The sequence below is a fragment of the Bacteroides cellulolyticus genome, assembly GCF_025567135.1.
Classification (GTDB): domain Bacteria; phylum Bacteroidota; class Bacteroidia; order Bacteroidales; family Bacteroidaceae; genus Phocaeicola; species Phocaeicola cellulolyticus.
In genome coordinates this window covers 1-16,970 of the sequence record NZ_JAOQJJ010000002.1, presented here as the reverse complement: position 1 = coordinate 16,970, position 16,970 = coordinate 1, and the positions used below count along the sequence as shown (strand labels likewise).

Below are 16,970 nucleotides of genomic sequence, written 5' to 3'. Positions count from 1 at the left end.
ATAATTATTACAGATGAAAGAATTTTTCAACCTATTGACAAGATTTGTCTCTCCATATAAAAGATTTGTTGTATGGGCTATAATATTGAATGTGCTTTCTGCAATATTCAATGTGTTTTCATTTTCACTGCTAATACCAATACTTAATATATTGTTCAAGACAGACGGAGGAAACAAAGTATATACTTTCATGGAATGGGGAAGCGCACCATTGAAGGATACTGCCGTAAACAATTTCTACTATTATGTGTCAAAACTGATAGAGATATACGGATCATCGACAACTCTCTTATGGTTGGGACTGTTTCTTGCCGGAATGACACTTTTGAAAACTGCATGTTATTTCGGATCATCTGCAGTAATGATTCCATTGAGAACAGGAGTAGTACGCGACATAAGGACATTGGTATATTCAAAAATAATGTATCTTCCACTAAACTTCTTCTCATCAGAAAAAAAAGGTGATATCATAGCCAGAATGAGTGGCGACGTAAGTGAAATAGAGAACTCTATCACCAGTTCGCTGGATATGTTACTTAAAAATCCAATTCTTATAATATCATATTTCACGACACTGTTCATCACAAGCTGGCAACTTACAGTATTCACCCTTCTGGTTCTTCCTACAATGGGATGGGTAATGGGACAAGTCGGTCGAAAACTTAAAAGACAATCGCTCGATGCTCAAGAGAAATGGAGCGAAACAATGTCGCAGTTGGAAGAAACACTTGGCGGACTGAGAATAATCAAGGCTTTCGTTGCTGAAGAAAAAATGATAAATCGCTTCAACAAATGCAGCAACGAATTCAGACAGGCTACTAACAAAGTCGCTATAAGACAATCGCTTGCACATCCTATGAGTGAATTTCTGGGTACAATACTTATAGTCATAGTACTATGGTTTGGAGGTTCGCTTATACTGGGGGAAAAATCTACAATAGACGCTCCTACTTTTATATTCTATATGGTAATTCTGTATAGTGTGATAAATCCGCTGAAAGATTTTTCAAAAGCAGGATACAGCATACCTAAAGGATTGGCTTCTATGGAGAGAGTTGATAAAATCCTTAAAGCAGAAAACAATATCATAGAAAAAAAGGATGCCTCTCATATCACAGAGTTGAAGAACGACATAACTTTCGACAATGTATCGTTCAGTTATGGAGATAATGAGGTATTGCATGAAATAAACCTGAAAATAAAGAAGGGTGAGACAATTGCATTAGTAGGACAAAGCGGATCAGGTAAATCAACTCTGGTAGATTTAATTCCACGCTTCCATGATGTACAAAAGGGAAAAGTCCTGATTGACGGTGTTGACGTAAAAGATCTTGTAGTAAAAGATTTACGTTCACTGATAGGGAATGTTAATCAGGAAGCCATTCTGTTTAACGATTCATTCTACAACAATATAACATTCGGCGTAGAAAATGCTACCATGGAACAGGTTATAGAAGCAGCCAAGATAGCGAATGCACATGATTTCATTATGGAAACAGAAGAAGGATACGACACAAATATTGGAGACAGAGGATGCCGTTTGTCTGGTGGACAAAGACAAAGAATCTCAATAGCAAGAGCTATACTTAAAAATCCACCGATACTAATATTGGACGAAGCGACATCTGCCCTGGATACAGAAAGCGAAAGACTCGTACAGGAAGCTCTGGAAAGATTAATGAAGACGCGTACAACTATAGCCATAGCACATAGATTGTCAACCATCAAGAATGCAAATACAATATATGTGTTATACGAAGGAAGAATAGTGGAAAGCGGAAAACACGAAGAATTATTGAAGAAAAACGGATATTACAAAAGGCTTAACGACATGCAGGCTTTATAAAGCGAAAGCTTTTATACATAAAAACGATAATAAAAGAAAATGAAAATAGTTGTTGACAATAAAATTCCTTATATAAAGGATACATTGGCAAAAATTACTAAAGATGTTGAATATCTGCCCGGAAATGAAATAACAGCAGAAAAAATTAAAGATGCAGATGCGCTTATAATCCGCACACGAACCAAATGCAACAGACAGCTGCTACAGGACAGCAAAGTAAAATTTATTGGTACAGCAACAATAGGATTTGACCATATTGATACTGATTATTGCAAAGAAGCGGGAATTACATGGAAAAATTGCCCTGGTTGCAATGCCGGTGCAGTAGAACAATATGTTCATGCCGCTTTGGAACTTTTACATAAAGAAAAAGGACTGGTGCTCGAAAAAGCTTGTATCGGAATTGTAGGCGTGGGACATGTCGGCAACAGAATAAGATCACTTGCCCAAAGAATGGGAATGAAAGTCTTGCTAAATGACCCTCCAAGGGAAGATAAAGGCGAAAAAGGCTTCGTAAGCCTGAATACCATAGCCAGAGAATGCGACATAATAACTTTTCATACTCCATTGATAACAGAAGGAAAGTATAAAACATATCATCTGGCAGACAAATCTTTCTTCGACAGTCTCAATAAAAAACCTGTAATAATAAATACATCCAGAGGAGAGGTTGTAGAAACAGACTCTATTCTAAATGCAATAAACAAAGGTGAAGTGTCTGAAGCAATAATTGATGTTTGGGAAAATGAGCCGCACATCAACCTCGAATTGTTGAATAAAGTATATATCGGAACGCCGCACATTGCAGGATATTCGGCAAACGGTAAATTCAATGCAACACAAATGACGCTTAAATCGTTAACCGATTTTTTCGGAATTGATATGGATATAGACATCAAACTGCCTGATACTTCCGACAATAGTGGAACTGTTGAAAATAAGAATGATATACTTCTTAAGTACAATCCTAAAAATGATTATAACTTATTACTTTCATGCCCTGAAGATTTCGAAAAAATAAGAGGAAATTATAATCTAAGAAAAGAATAACTAACGCATAAATTCATATTTTCACAGTATAATTCATGCACAAATGGCATGTTTTTGTGCAAAAAAATGCATTTATTTCACTGAATATTTGGTGAAAACAAGAAATATTTATTCCTTTGCAGCAAATATTTAATCAATAAATCAATTTTATAAACTTAAAAAATTAAAATTATGTCTGAAATTGCATCAAAAGTACAGAAAATTATCGTTGATAAATTAGGTGTAGAAGAATCAGAAGTTGTACCAACAGCTAGCTTTACTAACGACCTAGGTGCTGACTCTTTGGATACAGTTGAATTGATCATGGAATTCGAAAAAGAATTCGGTATCTCTATTCCAGATGATCAGGCAGAAAAGATCCAGACTGTAGGTGACGCTATCTCTTACATCGAATCTAACAAATAATCAATCTCTGTTTATGGAATTAAAGAGAGTAGTAGTAACAGGTCTTGGCGCATTGACTCCACTTGGAAACACTGTTCCTGAATTCTGGAACAACCTTATCAATGGAGTAAGTGGGGCAGGACCTATTACTCACTTTGATGCTTCAAAGTTTAAAACACAGTTTGCATGCGAAGTTAAGAACTTCAATGCTGCAGATTATATCGACCGTAAAGAAGCCCGCAAGATGGACCTTTACACTCAATATGCAGTGGCAGCTGCAAAAGAAGCTGTAACTGATGCTGCTATTGATGTCGAAAAAGAAGATTTGAACAAAATTGGTGTTATTTTAGGTGTAGGTATCGGTGGTATCCGTACTTTTGAAGAAGAAGTTGGCGGATACGAACAGACTAAAGATACTATCGGACCTAAATTCAGCCCATTCTTTATACCTAAAATGATTGCCGACATCGCATCTGGACAGATTTCCATCATGTACGGCTTTCATGGACCTAATTTCACAACTACATCGGCATGTGCATCATCATCAAATGCAATTGCAGATGCTTTCAACTATCTTCGTCTAGGAAAAGCTAATATCATAGTTACCGGTGGAGCTGAAGCAGCTATTTTTGCAGCTGGTGTAGGCGGTTTCAACGCAATGCACGCGCTTTCAACACGCAATGACGATCCGACTCGTGCATCACGTCCGTTCAGCGCAAGCCGTGACGGTTTCGTAATGGGAGAAGGTGCCGGAATTTTAGTTCTTGAAGAACTGGAACATGCCAAAGCTCGTGGAGCAAAGATTTATGCTGAATTAGCAGGTGTAGGAGCTTCAGCAGATGCTCACCATCTTACAGCTTCACATCCTGAAGGACTCGGTGCTAAACTTGTTATGGTCAATGCACTGGAAGATGCAGGAATGCAGCCTGAAGATATCGACTACATCAACGTACACGGAACTTCAACTCCTGTTGGTGATGTTTCTGAAGTTAAAGCTATCAAGGAAGTGTTCGGCGAACATGCATATAAGCTTAACATCAGCTCTACAAAATCTATGACAGGTCACTTGCTTGGAGCAACCGGTGGTGTTGAAGCTATTGCTAGCGTATTATCTGTTAAGAATGATATTGTACCTCCAACAATCAACCATGAAGAAGGAGATAACGATGAAAACATCGACTACAATCTTAACTTCACATTCAACCATGCACAAAAACGTACTGTACGTGCTGCATTAAGCAATACATTTGGTTTTGGTGGTCACAATGCATGTGTAATCGTTAAAAAATACACTGAATAAACTGTGTCAATAGAAAATATTACAGATAGAATAAGACTCTTTTTCCGAAAGGAAAAGGAGCCTTATTTTCGTTTTTATAAGATACTGGGATTTTATCCTCACAACATTGAAATATACAAACAGGCATTACTACACAAATCGTCTTCTGTAAAGACTCAAGGCAGGCTTATAAACAACGAAAGACTGGAGTTTCTGGGAGATGCTATTCTTGATGCAGTAGTGGCTGACATTGTGTATAAGAAATTTGAGGGTAAAAGAGAAGGATTTCTTACTAATACCAGATCGAAAATCGTACAAAGGGAGACCCTGAATAACATTGCGATTAATATAGGATTGGATAAACTCATAAAGTATTCTTCAAAACAATCATCGCACAACAGCTACATGAGCGGTAATGCTTTTGAGGCTCTTGTTGGAGCTATATATTTGGACCGTGGATACAAGGCATGCATGAAATTCATGGAAAAACGTATAATAGGCCAATATATCAATCTTGAGAAAATCTCCAGGAAAGAAGTTAACTTCAAATCAAAACTCATAGAATGGAGTCAGAAAAACAAATTTGAAATAGAGTTCCGACTTATCGGACAGTCATTAGACGAAAGCCAGAACCCTATTTTTGAGACCCAGATTTTAGTTGAAAACATTTCCGGAGGAACCGGTAAGGGATACTCTAAAAAAGAGTCACAGCAAGAAGCTGCACATGCCACAATGACAATGATTAAAAAGGATTCTGTATTCATTGATGCCATTTTTGCTGCCAAGAATGAAAGAGAAAACTCAAATAATAATCTAGAGCAAAATAATGCAGTTGAAAATACAGCAATCGAAGAAGAATACAAATTTGAATCTATGGCCGAAAAATTTGACGATGAGGAGAGAATAATATCAGAGGCCGAAGAAGCCGCTTTTTCTGAGTCTGAAGACTCTAATTCAGTCAAGTCTGAATAAATTATAATCGTCAGAAAACAAAGCATAAAAAAAGCGTGAATTACATTTGGTTTAGCCTTTGTAATTCACGCTTTAAATTTATCTATTCAGATGATTGATTATTCAGCACGCAAAGTGAAACGTTTGAAATCAATAATTGCCAATTCTGGATCTGCAGCTTTCAAAGTATCTGCAACTGTCTTCTTAGGATCCATGATGCTTTCCTGATTCAAAAGACAAACTTCTTTCAGGAATTTGCCCAAACGACCTTTAGCAATATTTTCAATCATAGCCTGTGGCAAGTTTGCAGCCTTTTCTGCAGAAACTGTAGCTTTGATTTCTTTAGCTTTTGCTATATCTTCAGCAGTGATCCATCCCTTAGCCATGTTGCTTTCCATGTGCTCTTCGCTATCAACATGAGCAGGATTGATACCGGCTTTCTTCAAAGCAGCTTCAACAGCTTTCTGTACCTGTTCTGCTTTTGTTTTTTCAATAGCAACATTGATTTCTTCCTGTTTTACTGATTCAGGAACACCAGCTTCGTCAATTGCTATAGGATTCATAGCTGCAATCTGCATACAGATTTCATGAGCAACCTGCTGATTGCAAGGCTTGTTGAAAGCAACCATAGTACAAAGCTGATTCTTGTTCATGTGGTTGTAAACAGCTGTACAAGCGCCAGAAACGAAGAAATAGCCATCCAATTCAGTTTTTTCACCAGTAACACCGCTGCGTTCTACAATTGCATCACCGATTGTAGCATTACCCATAGGAAGAGCCTTGATTTCATCGATAGTCTTGCATTTGTTTTCAACAGCAGCATCAAGAATAGCCTGAGTCAAAGCAACGAAATCTGCATTCTTAGCAACGAAGTCAGTTTCGCACTTCAAAGCTATCATTGCAGCATAATCACCAGTTGATTTAGCCAAAACGCAACCTTCAGAAGTTTCACGGTCAGAACGTTTTGCAGCAACTGCCTGTCCTTTTTTACGAATAATTTCCATTGCCTTGTCGAAATCGCCTTCTGCGTCGTTCAAAGCATTTTTACAGTCCATCATACCAGCTCCAGTCATTTTACGAAGCTTGGTAATATCCGCCATACTTACAGCCATAATAATTTCTTTTTATTAAGAGTTAATAATATCGTTATAAAACAAAATTGAGAATTGAGAATTGAGAATCTGAGCAAATATGTTCCATTCCCAATTTTCAATTCTCAATTTATATATTTGTCTTATTCAAGAATTAAGCTTCATCTTCCTTTACGAAAGCAGCAGCTTTAGCTGCATTGATAGCATCTTCTTCTGCCTTATCCATGCGAGCTCTTGCAGCTTTTTTCTTAGGAGCCTTTGGAGCAGCAGCTTCACCTGCAGCATCCATATCTACTTTTTCAGCTTTTCTTTCTTCCAAACCTTCAGCCATTGCAGCACAACAAGCATCAAGAATTACTTCTACAGACTTAGTTGCGTCATCGTTTGCTGGGATTACATAATCAACATTTGAAGGATCAGAGTTAGTATCTACTATTGCAAAGACAGGAATACCAAGACGGTTAGCTTCACGTACTGCGATATTTTCCTTCAAAACGTCGATAACAAACAATGCAGATGGCAGACGAGTCAAATCAGCGATAGAACCAAGGTTCTTTTCAAGTTTAGCACGCTGACGAGAGATCTGAAGGATTTCTCTCTTTGACAAGTTTGAGTAAGTTCCATCGTTAGTAAGTTTGTCGATAGTTGCCATCTTCTTAACAGCCTTACGGATTGTTGGGAAGTTAGTCAACATACCACCTGGCCAACGTTCGATAACGTATGGCATATTTACAGAAGCAGCTTTCTCAGCTACTACCTGTTTAGCTTGTTTTTTAGTAGCAACAAAAAGGACTTTCTTTCCTGATTTTGCGATCTGCTTCAAAGCATCAGCAGCTTCTTCAACTTTTACAACGGTTTTGTTAAGGTCGATGATATGGATACCGTTGCGTTCCATAAAAATATAAGGAGCCATTGCTGGGTTCCACTTTCTCTTCAAATGTCCGAAGTGGCAGCCTGCTTCCAATAATGTATCAAAATTTACTCTTGACATTGTTTTTAAATTTAATCGTTTACTTTCTTTTTTGTTTAAATTGAACCAACTGTCCGGTAGTTTCTCCGCAAACAATTGTAGGGAAAATCCTGACAGTTTAGATACTAAACGCTTTTACATTTAAGTTTTTGAGTTTCTAAGTTCTTGAGTTTAGTCTGAAGTTTCGCAAACCGATTACTTGCAACAAACTTACAAACTTAAAAACTAACAAACTCAATCGCTTAACGTTTACTGAACTGGAATCTTCTACGTGCTTTCGGACGTCCTGGTTTCTTACGTTCAACAGAACGAGAGTCACGAGTCATGAAGCCTTCTGCACGAAGAGCCTTCTTGTCGTCTGCGTTGATTTTAACAAGTGCACGAGCGATAGCCAAACGCAAAGCCTGTGACTGTCCTGTAAAACCACCACCACACAAATTTACTTTAATATCATATTTTTCAGCCACCTGAAGAAGGTTAAGAGGCTGTTTAACTACATACTGCAGAATAGTTGATGGAAAGTACTCTGCAAGGTCTCTCTTGTTAATAGTAATCTTTCCTGTACCTTCGCTAACGAAAACGCGAGCAATTGCGCTTTTACGTCTGCCTAATGCATTTACTACTTCCATTCTTTATTATTTAAGTGTGTTAATATCAATAACTTTAGGAGTCTGAGCTTCGTGTTTGTGTTCAGCACCCTCATAAACATACAAGTTGCCTAGTAACTTAGCTCCCAGACGGTTTTTAGGAAGCATACCTTTAACAACTTTCTTCATTAATTTTTCAGCGCCATTAGGTTTAGCCATCAAGCGAGCAGGAGTGATTTCGCGCTGACCACCAGGATAACCTGTGTAGCTCAAATACACTTTGTCATTCCACTTATTACCTGTAAATTTAACTTTGTCTGCATTGATGATAATAACGTTATCACCGCAGTCCACATGAGGAGTAAAGTTTGGTTTGTACTTTCCTCTCAACAGTTTCGCAACTTTTGCACCGAGACGTCCTACGACCTGGTCGGTAGCATCAACTACAACCCATTCTTTTGTTGCAGTTTCCTTGTTTGCAGAAATGGTCTTGTAACTTAAAGTATCCACTCTTAAATCTTTTTTAAAATGTTAACTACTAAAAAACGAATCCGTCACACTCCATCCGTCCCGGACAAAGAAGAATAAAGTGCTCAGAATCTTAAATTTATCACTATTTGATAATAATCGGCTTGCAAAGGTACAACTTTTCTTGAAACAGACAAAGTTTTTCCATATTTTTCTATTATAATCAGTTGATACTATGTAAAAAAGGCTACTATCGTAATAAAACGACAGTAGCCCGTTTATATATTTTAGTACTATATTTATCGATTACCTAATAATGTTCTCAGGATATTTTTCCGGCATAGTAACCTTTTTCCAGGTTTCATAGCACCATGAATCTATTATATTTCCGTTAATATCCTCTTTCAGAAAATATTTCACAACCATTATTCCATTTTCCTTCATTTCGTATTCCATCACATTCTTTTTTCCGTTCAGCTGCGGAAGATGGAGATTTCTTTCAACAATTTCTGTATATGATTTTTCAGAATCCACCTCATATGTCCCTTCACCTATTATAATAGCTCCATGAGGCATCATAACCATATTAGTAAACCGTCCGTCGTCCGAAAGAATTTTAAATGAATTACTTGTTTTAAGCTCACCGGCTACATCCGGAGAATTAGAACGATAAAAACACATCTGCCATACGCCATTAAGACTTACAGGAACTTTTTCAGCCTTTTGCGCCAACGCATTACCCGATGCCACCAGCAACAATAATGCCAATAATAAGAAACTGCGCATTTTCATAACACTATATATTTAAGTTTATTAATAGGTTTCTACAAATATAACAAAAATAATTATTAGACACACAGATTAGCATCATTTTTTTTATTATCAGGCCTTAATCTTAATACATATTACAAAAAAGGCTGTACGGAATTATCCATACAGCCTATAATTTCTATATTCTCGAATATTAGAATTCTGCATTTCTCGGAGTACGAGGGAAAGGTATAACGTCACGTATATTCGACATACCTGTCACGAACAACAACAAGCGCTCGAAACCAAGTCCAAATCCAGAGTGAGGACAAGTTCCATACTTACGAGTATCAAGATACCACCACATATCCTTCATAGGAATACCAAGTTCCTGAATACGTGTAAGCAGCTTGTCATAGTCAGCCTCACGTTCAGATCCACCAATAATCTCACCAATCTTAGGGAAGAGCACATCCATAGCACGTACAGTTTTTCCGTCTTCATTCTGTTTCATATAGAATGCCTTGATTTCCTTAGGATAGTCTGTCAGGATTACCGGCTTGTTGAAATGTTCTTCCACCAGATAACGTTCATGTTCAGAAGCCAGGTCAGCTCCCCAGAATACAGGGAATTCAAATTTATGGCCTTTTGCTACAGCATCTTCAAGAATCTTGATACCTTCTGTATATGGAAGACGTACAAAGCTATCTTTCAATACGCCCTGCAGACGGTCTATCAATCCCTTATCGAACATATCGTTCAGGAATTTGACATCATCATAGCAGTTATCCAAAGCCCACTGCACACAATATTTAATGAACTCTTCAGCCAAGTCCATATTATCATTGATGTCATTGAAAGCCACTTCAGGTTCAATCATCCAGAACTCAGCCAAGTGACGAGGAGTATTTGAGTTCTCAGCACGGAAAGTAGGACCGAAAGTATAGATTGCGCCAAGTGAAGTTGCAGCCAATTCACCTTCCAACTGACCAGACACAGTCAAACTAGCCTGCTTGCCGAAGAAGTCATTATCATAAACTATAGAACCGTTTTCATCTTTCTTCAGATCATACAGATTCATGGTAGTAACCTGGAACATCTGTCCCGCACCCTCACAGTCAGAAGCAGTAATGATAGGAGTATGGAAATAGAAGAAACCACGGTCATGGAAGAACTTATGAATAGCAATAGCCATATTGTGGCGAATACGGAACACTGCGCCAAAAGTATTTGTACGCGGACGCAAGTGAGCTATCTCACGAAGGAACTCCATTGAGTGTCCTTTCTTCTGAAGAGGATAAGTATTGTCACATACACCCAACACTTCTATTTCGCGAGCCTGAATTTCAGCAGCCTGTCCTGCACCTACAGATTCCACTAATTCACCGTTTACGCTGATACATGCGCCTGTAGTAATCTGTTTGAGCATTTCTTCATCGAAGTTAGCCAAATCAACAACTACCTGCACATTATTTATAGTAGAACCGTCATTCAAGGCGATAAAGTTTACCTGTTTACTACCGCGGCGGGTACGAACCCAGCCTTTAACGTTGACCATACTGCCAAATTCGCGTGATTTCAGCACGTCAACAATTTTTGTTCTACGAATCATTTCCATCATTTAATAATTTATATTATTCAAAAGACCCCATACGGAGCATATTTACTTCGTTTTCAGTCAAGAATCTCCAGTCTCCACGACGCAATCCCTTCTTTGTAAGTCCGGCAAAATAAACTCTGTCAAGCTTAATTACCTTATATCCCAAATGTTCGAATATACGGCGTACGATACGATTCTTTCCTGAGTGGATTTCTATACCGACCTGTGATTTATCATTGTCAGAAGCATAACTTACAGCATCAGCATGTATTTCTCCATCCTCTAGAGTTATACCCTGAACTATCTGGTCAAGATCAGCTTTTGTAACATTCTTATCGCAATATACATGATAAATTTTCTTTTTCAGATATTTTGGATGAGTAAGTTTCGAAGCCATCTCACCATCATTGGTAAGCAGAAGAACACCAGTTGTATTACGGTCAAGTCTTCCCACCGGATAAATACGTTCCTTACATGCATTCTTCACATAATCCATCACAGTCTTACGTTCCTGCGGATCATCCGCTGTAGTAACGCAATCCTTTGGTTTGTTAAGCAGCAGATACACCTTTCTTTCAATGGTTACCGGCTGGTCATGGAATTTAACCTCATCATTACGATGCACTTTAGTACCAAGTTCTGTCACCACTACACCATTTACAGAAACCACTCCTGCTGTGATAAACTCATCAGCCTCACGACGTGAGCATATACCGGCATTAGCCAGGAACTTGTTCAAGCGGATAGGTTCATTAGGATCAGTAAGAACATCCTTATACTCTATCTGCTTCTTCATGCTATATTTTGCATTCGGGTTATAGTCATTGGTACGCTGACGGAAACCTCCCTGACGGTTGTTACCATATCCGCCACCCTGCTGACGATATCCACCCTGCTGTCCCTGACGAGAACGGAATGAACGCTGTTCACCACCATCATTGTTAAATCTAGGAGTAAACTGACGCTGCTGACGATCACCGCCGTTGTTATTAAAACGTGGTGCGCCGTAAGAACGTTCTCCTCCTTCATTGTTTCCATATGGGCGATTGCCATAAGGACGTTGCTGACGGCCATAATTGTTATTGCCATAACCTCCACGCTGCTGACGGTCAGCACCATTATTATTGTTGTTAAATCGAGGGTTGAACGAAGAGCGGTTCTGACGTTGCTCACCACCTTCAAATCCATTGTTAGGACGACGTCCGTAATTTCCACCCTCATAACGATTGTTTCTGTTATAACCTTCTCTGTTGTTGTAAGATTTTCTACCATCGCGGCCAGACTGGTTTTCACCGTTTTGTCTGAATTCTCTTTCTGTCATAATAATTAAATCAAAAAAAATTAATACTCTTACCCTCTCGGGCCAAAAATGTCTCTATAAATCAAATATAAAATTAAATACCAGTATAATTATGTGGAGTTATTGCGCGAAGTTCCTTCTTTATATCTTCACTCACCTCCAATGTTTCTATGAAATTCTTTATTGAAGCCTCGTTTATAGCCTGGTTAGTACGTGTAAGAGCCTTCAGCGCCTCATACGGATTAGGATAAGCCTCACGGCGAAGAATTGTCTGAATAGCCTCAGCAACCACACTCCAGCAGTTATCCAAGTCCTCATAAATCTTATGCTCGTTCAACAACAGCTTGCCAAGTCCTTTCAGCGAACTCTGTATCGCAATAATAGTATGACCGAAAGGAACACCGATATTACGCAAAACAGTAGAGTCTGTCAAGTCACGCTGCAATCTTGAAACAGGAAGTTTTGACGACAAATGTTCGAAGATAGCATTAGCCATACCCAAGTTACCCTCAGCATTTTCAAAGTCTATCGGATTAACCTTATGAGGCATTGCGCTTGAGCCTACTTCACCGGCTTTGATTTTCTGCTTGAAATACTCCATTGAGATATACTGCCAGAAGTCGCGGTTCATATCAATCATTATAGTATTGATACGTTTCATCGCATCAAATATTGCCCCCAGATTGTCATAGTTCGAAATCTGAGTAGTATATTCCTCACGTTCCAATCCCAACTTTTCTGCAACAAACTTATTACCGAATTCTTTCCAGTCAAACTCAGGATATGCCACATGGTGAGCATTATAATTACCAGTAGCCCCACCGAACTTGGCAGTAATGGCACAAGCTTTCAGTATATCCAGCTGACGGCGCAATCTGTACACAAACACCATAATCTCTTTACCCAATCTTGTAGGCGAAGCTGGCTGTCCGTGAGTCTTTGCAAGCATAGGAATATCCTTCCATTCCTCAGCATATGCGGCAAGTTGGTCAATAAGTTTCTGTATTTGCGGATAATATTCCTTCTCCAGAGCCTCTTTTATAGACAAAGGCACAGAAGTATTATTGATATCCTGCGAAGTCAATCCGAAATGGATGAACTCTTTATATTTTTCCAATCCCCCAAGCTTGTCGAACTGTTCCTTGATGAAATATTCTACAGCTTTCACGTCATGGTTAGTAACGCTTTCTATTTCTTTGATACGCTGAGCGTCAGCCTCTGAGAAATTACGGTAAATATTACGCAATGATTCGAAACGCGCATGATCGAAACACTTCAACTGTGGCAACGGAAGTTCACACAAAGTAATAAAATACTCTATTTCCACCTGCACACGATACTTGATCAGCGCATACTCAGAAAAATATTCAGCCAAAGCTCCCGCCTTGGTCCTATATCTGCCGTCGATAGGAGAAACAGCAGTGAGTAAGTCAAGCTCCAACATTGTTTTTCAGTTTTTTCTAAATTAATGATCATTAAAACTTCGCAAAAGTAATGCTTTTTCCCGACTTAACCACCCTAAAAATGAAAACTTTAGTAATTATTACACAAAACTACGGAAATAAAGCGTACCTTTGCAGCCGAAAAATATAAAATCAAAAAGACAATGGAACTTCCAAACGACCCGATGATGCTTTTTAGCCTCATCAACATGAAACTCAGAGACTTTTATCCATCACTCGACTCTCTTTGTGATGATCTGAGCCTTAACAAGGACGAAATAATATCACGTCTTAAAGATGCCGGCTTCGAATACAACGAAGAGCTGAACAAATTCTGGTAATTTCCTCACCAGAATTTTTTTGAACAAAAAAATGAACGCCTGCCGAACATGCGGCACCTACAATAGGCAAACCGTCTTCACTTGAAGTAACCGTACCGGCCACTTGCGAGACTTGTGCGTTCACCACACCTACCCACACGACGAGGCAGGAGATTAATAGCATCAATTTCCTTCTCATAAAAATCTCTCTTGAATTTTAATTTTACAAATAGTTTAGTTTTCTCTAGTTAATCACAAAAATATGTATTTTCCCGAATATTTTTTCATTTTTCAAGAGAAAAGCCCGCAATCTTAGCTTTTAGACACAACATTTGACGTTTTTCTTCTAAAAAAGCATTTTCATAGCATATAATAGTATTTCTTTCACATAAAACACTGATTTAGCGCTCAAATTGTTATAAACATAAAAAGATTTACAGAGATTTGGGTATTTTTATGCTGAATATATACAAATAATAACACTTTGAGAGAGGAAATGCCCGCATGGTTAAAATGTCAGCATGCGATTATTTCATGTATATGTTAACATAAGATACCAAAATATTATACAATGCATGATTTTGCAATCATAGTAATGAAAGCATTCTTAACTTCATTGTTCGGGAAGTCTATTAGAAAGAGGTTTACAAACTCTTCATATCCTATCTTTTTTAAAATGGTGTGTATTCCACTTTTTTATACATATTCCGCGAGTTTATTAATTCCGATATTCAGTTCTTTAGCAATATCTTCATCGGATAGCCCTTGTTTCCTTAAAAGGCTTATCATATTTCCCAGCATTTTATTTTTAGAAATTAGTTCTTGGCTCTTGCTCTCAAGTTCCTGGCTCTTGCTCTCAAGTTCTTGGCTTTTGCTCTCAAGTTCCTGGCTTTTGCTTTCAAGTTCCTGGCTTTTGCTTTCAAGTTCCTGGCTTTTGCTTTCAAGTTCCTGGTTCTTAAGCTCCAGCTCCTTATTCTTCATCATTATCGTAGTATCACGTGATTCTATTTCCGAAAGAATCTCATCCTCAACATCCATATCCCTTCTCACATCCGGTTCGACAGCAGCCTTTATCAGCCTGTCAACCACAAGCTGTTCCTCTATTTCCAGTCCTCTTTCATCTATCTCCATGATATGTTCATTGTCTTTCAGACGGTAAGTCTGGTCGAAAACCTGAAGTAATCTTTCAAGTCTGTTCCTTACCTTTCCTTTAAGATACGGAATCTGAATTATGATACTGTCGTGTGTAAGACTCTCTATAAACGGGTCAGGAACACCGTTCTCTATAGGATTTGAGTTATAGTCCAGATACTTCCTGCGTACATACACCACAGGTTCCTGCAAATCGCCCAACTTATGTCCCAATATATAAATCGACACTATAGGAAGTCCATACCCTTTAGGGTTTATATCCTTGTCCGGTACATTCTTTTTATCGATGTACTGGCTTCCCAAATACTGTCTGAAGCGTAATGTCTCAGTCACCAGCCACGTTTTCTGCAATTCTATCAGAATAAGCTGCTGCGTGCCGTCTTCATTCTTTATTGTGGCGGCAAAGTCAATTCTCATCATCGAGATTTTCCTTTGTGTCACACCCGTATATTCATGAGGACGCATTTCAAGATGGATAATTTCCTTCTGAAGCAAAGCGGAAAGCATAATCTTTGCCACCCTGTCATCCTCCATCATATATTTGAACACCGAATCATATATAGGATTTGCTATCAGTACCATAAGTAACTCCTTTCTTTATATTTGAGACTGCGTAAAGATACACTTTTTTCGTGAAAACACAAAACCGTAAAAATTCCAATGTCAAAAATGAAACTTCTATTGTTACAAACCGGTTTTGACAATAAATTAGGAGCCGTGGAGGATAAGTGAATTGATAAAAGGAACGCGAAACTTTACTATGCATTACTCAAACTTCCAGTCAGAAATTGTACCTGTCTCTGAAGAAAAACTTGCTCCTATTTTGAAAATTTTACGTCCATCCAAAATATATTCACGAGCATAACCTTTATTCTCAATCTGCTCAATGGCTTCAACCGCTGTACCGTCAAGTTTGAATTCAAATATATATACGTACTGCGGAGTTTCTACTATACAATCTACTCGCCCTTGGCTCTGCTGTTTTTCTGTGTAAACTGTATAAACACTAATCAGTTTCATAATAAGATAAAAGGTATAGTGAAAATATCTTTCCTTTTCCCTTTCATTATCTTTTCTTCTCATGGAATAAGGAATGCTCGAAAGAAACGAAGTGAACAGTGGTTCCAACTTCTCTGTATTCCCGGCACGCATAGCATCAAGAACGTCAAAAATCCATCCTGTAATTCTTTCACCCGGCTGGAGGTAAGAAGTTGCAATCATAGTAATGAAACCATTTTTAACTTCATTGTTCGGGAAGTCTAGAAGGAAGCGGTTCCCAAACTCTTCATATCCTTTTATCGTAAGGTATCCACTCTGGTAAATCATTGGCAAAGGCATTTCCATATCAGCCTTATAATCAATAAACTCTTCCTGACGATAATACTTTCCAGTTAATTCATTTATATTTTCATTAAAATGGTTCATTAATCTGATTAGATACGTAGGCGTTCCTGTCTTGAACCAATAATCCTCCAGACGTTTACTGTCCATTGCGTTCAATAGGCTGAAAGGATTATATATATCAGTCATTTCATCACTGAAATGATAGCCGTCATATTGTTCTTTAAGCCTGGTCAACATATGATTATAGTCAAATTTATATTTCTGCGCCATTTCATAAACAGGCTCTTGAAAATAAGTTTCAAGTTCTTTTTGTGTAATGCCACACAATGTTTCGTATCTGGCATCCATACTGATATCCTTAGGCTGATTAAAACCGCTGAAAACGCTGACTTGCGAGAATTTTGTCACCCCTGTTAAAAAAACGAACTGCAAATGT

General features: G+C 38.2%; 16 protein-coding genes. 6 read left to right on the top strand and 10 right to left on the bottom strand.

Going from position 1 to position 16,970, the window contains the following annotated elements:
• The first annotated feature begins 13 nt into the window (after positions 1–13).
• The 5 genes from OCV82_RS03165 to rnc all read left to right on the top strand — a co-directional run bounded on the left by OCV82_RS03165 (position 14) and on the right by rnc (position 5,531).
• On the top strand, positions 14–1,846 hold the full coding sequence (locus tag OCV82_RS03165) for an ABC transporter ATP-binding protein (RefSeq protein WP_154043093.1): 1,833 nt from the start codon (positions 14–16) through the stop codon (positions 1,844–1,846).
• Between the two features lie 39 nt (positions 1,847–1,885).
• Complete coding sequence (pdxB, locus tag OCV82_RS03160; RefSeq protein ID WP_154043092.1) at positions 1,886–2,896, top strand: 4-phosphoerythronate dehydrogenase PdxB; 1,011 nt, start codon at positions 1,886–1,888, stop codon at positions 2,894–2,896.
• 171 nt (positions 2,897–3,067) lie between these two features.
• Positions 3,068–3,301, top strand: coding sequence for an acyl carrier protein (locus OCV82_RS03155; protein ID WP_154043091.1), 234 nt, complete (start codon positions 3,068–3,070; stop codon positions 3,299–3,301).
• A 13-nt stretch (positions 3,302–3,314) separates the two neighbouring features.
• Positions 3,315–4,580, top strand: a complete 1,266-nt coding sequence (gene fabF / locus OCV82_RS03150; RefSeq protein ID WP_154043090.1) for a beta-ketoacyl-ACP synthase II — start codon at positions 3,315–3,317, stop codon at positions 4,578–4,580.
• Positions 4,581–4,583: 3 nt separating this feature from the next.
• The gene (gene rnc, locus OCV82_RS03145; RefSeq protein WP_394802640.1) at positions 4,584–5,531 is read left to right on the top strand and encodes a ribonuclease III; all 948 of its coding nucleotides are present in this window, start codon (positions 4,584–4,586) and stop codon (positions 5,529–5,531) included.
• A gap of 98 nt (positions 5,532–5,629) precedes the next feature.
• Here rnc and tsf read toward each other — a convergent pair whose 3' ends face one another.
• The 8 genes from tsf to purB form a co-directional block, all read right to left on the bottom strand.
• Positions 5,630–6,622: a translation elongation factor Ts gene (gene tsf, locus OCV82_RS03140; protein WP_154043089.1), complete on the bottom strand. Its 993-nt coding sequence runs from the start codon at positions 6,620–6,622 to the stop codon at positions 5,630–5,632.
• 133 nt (positions 6,623–6,755) lie between these two features.
• Positions 6,756–7,592: a 30S ribosomal protein S2 gene (rpsB, locus tag OCV82_RS03135; protein WP_154043088.1), complete on the bottom strand. Its 837-nt coding sequence runs from the start codon at positions 7,590–7,592 to the stop codon at positions 6,756–6,758.
• A gap of 221 nt (positions 7,593–7,813) precedes the next feature.
• Positions 7,814–8,200: a 30S ribosomal protein S9 gene (gene rpsI, locus OCV82_RS03130; protein ID WP_154043087.1), complete on the bottom strand. Its 387-nt coding sequence runs from the start codon at positions 8,198–8,200 to the stop codon at positions 7,814–7,816.
• Positions 8,201–8,206: 6 nt separating this feature from the next.
• Positions 8,207–8,668, bottom strand: a complete 462-nt coding sequence (rplM, locus tag OCV82_RS03125; RefSeq protein WP_154043086.1) for a 50S ribosomal protein L13 — start codon at positions 8,666–8,668, stop codon at positions 8,207–8,209.
• Between the two features lie 264 nt (positions 8,669–8,932).
• Positions 8,933–9,418: a DUF4488 domain-containing protein gene (locus tag OCV82_RS03120; RefSeq protein WP_154043085.1), complete on the bottom strand. Its 486-nt coding sequence runs from the start codon at positions 9,416–9,418 to the stop codon at positions 8,933–8,935.
• 172 nt (positions 9,419–9,590) lie between these two features.
• Positions 9,591–10,994: an asparagine--tRNA ligase gene (asnS, locus tag OCV82_RS03115; RefSeq protein WP_154043346.1), complete on the bottom strand. Its 1,404-nt coding sequence runs from the start codon at positions 10,992–10,994 to the stop codon at positions 9,591–9,593.
• 16 nt (positions 10,995–11,010) lie between these two features.
• A complete protein-coding gene (locus tag OCV82_RS03110; protein WP_394802643.1) occupies positions 11,011–12,300 on the bottom strand; it encodes a pseudouridine synthase in 1,290 nt (429 codons plus the stop codon).
• 70 nt (positions 12,301–12,370) lie between these two features.
• Positions 12,371–13,717 carry an adenylosuccinate lyase gene (purB, locus tag OCV82_RS03105; protein WP_154043345.1) on the bottom strand — a complete coding sequence of 449 codons (1,347 nt, stop codon included), beginning with the start codon at positions 13,715–13,717 and terminating at the stop codon, positions 12,371–12,373.
• A 165-nt stretch (positions 13,718–13,882) separates the two neighbouring features.
• Between purB and OCV82_RS03100 the strand changes: the two genes are divergently transcribed.
• Positions 13,883–14,059 carry a DUF4250 domain-containing protein gene (locus OCV82_RS03100; RefSeq protein ID WP_154043083.1) on the top strand — a complete coding sequence of 59 codons (177 nt, stop codon included), beginning with the start codon at positions 13,883–13,885 and terminating at the stop codon, positions 14,057–14,059.
• A gap of 675 nt (positions 14,060–14,734) precedes the next feature.
• On the opposite strand, the gene OCV82_RS03095 is transcribed toward OCV82_RS03100, so the two are convergent.
• Positions 14,735–15,772 (bottom strand): hypothetical protein, encoded by a 1,038-nt coding sequence (locus OCV82_RS03095; protein WP_154043082.1) that lies wholly within the window; start codon positions 15,770–15,772, stop codon positions 14,735–14,737.
• A gap of 183 nt (positions 15,773–15,955) precedes the next feature.
• Positions 15,956–16,970: PD-(D/E)XK nuclease domain-containing protein (locus OCV82_RS03090; RefSeq protein WP_154043081.1), on the bottom strand; the 1,015-nt coding region annotated here is incomplete at its 5' end.

What these genes read in the sequence shown, in the direction of transcription:
- rpsI (WP_154043087.1), bottom strand. Translation starts at nt 8,200, where the DNA reads ATGGAAGTAGTAAATGCATTAGGCAGACGTAAAAGCGCAATTGCTCGC.
- pdxB (WP_154043092.1), top strand. Translation starts at nt 1,886, where the DNA reads ATGAAAATAGTTGTTGACAATAAAATTCCTTATATAAAGGATACATTG.
- OCV82_RS03165 (WP_154043093.1), top strand. Translation starts at nt 14, where the DNA reads ATGAAAGAATTTTTCAACCTATTGACAAGATTTGTCTCTCCATATAAA.
- fabF (WP_154043090.1), top strand. Translation starts at nt 3,315, where the DNA reads ATGGAATTAAAGAGAGTAGTAGTAACAGGTCTTGGCGCATTGACTCCA.
- OCV82_RS03100 (WP_154043083.1), top strand. Translation starts at nt 13,883, where the DNA reads ATGGAACTTCCAAACGACCCGATGATGCTTTTTAGCCTCATCAACATG.
- asnS (WP_154043346.1), bottom strand. Translation starts at nt 10,994, where the DNA reads ATGGAAATGATTCGTAGAACAAAAATTGTTGACGTGCTGAAATCACGC.
- OCV82_RS03155 (WP_154043091.1), top strand. Translation starts at nt 3,068, where the DNA reads ATGTCTGAAATTGCATCAAAAGTACAGAAAATTATCGTTGATAAATTA.
- OCV82_RS03120 (WP_154043085.1), bottom strand. Translation starts at nt 9,418, where the DNA reads ATGAAAATGCGCAGTTTCTTATTATTGGCATTATTGTTGCTGGTGGCA.
- rpsB (WP_154043088.1), bottom strand. Translation starts at nt 7,592, where the DNA reads ATGTCAAGAGTAAATTTTGATACATTATTGGAAGCAGGCTGCCACTTC.
- tsf (WP_154043089.1), bottom strand. Translation starts at nt 6,622, where the DNA reads ATGGCTGTAAGTATGGCGGATATTACCAAGCTTCGTAAAATGACTGGA.
- OCV82_RS03095 (WP_154043082.1), bottom strand. Translation starts at nt 15,772, where the DNA reads ATGGTACTGATAGCAAATCCTATATATGATTCGGTGTTCAAATATATG.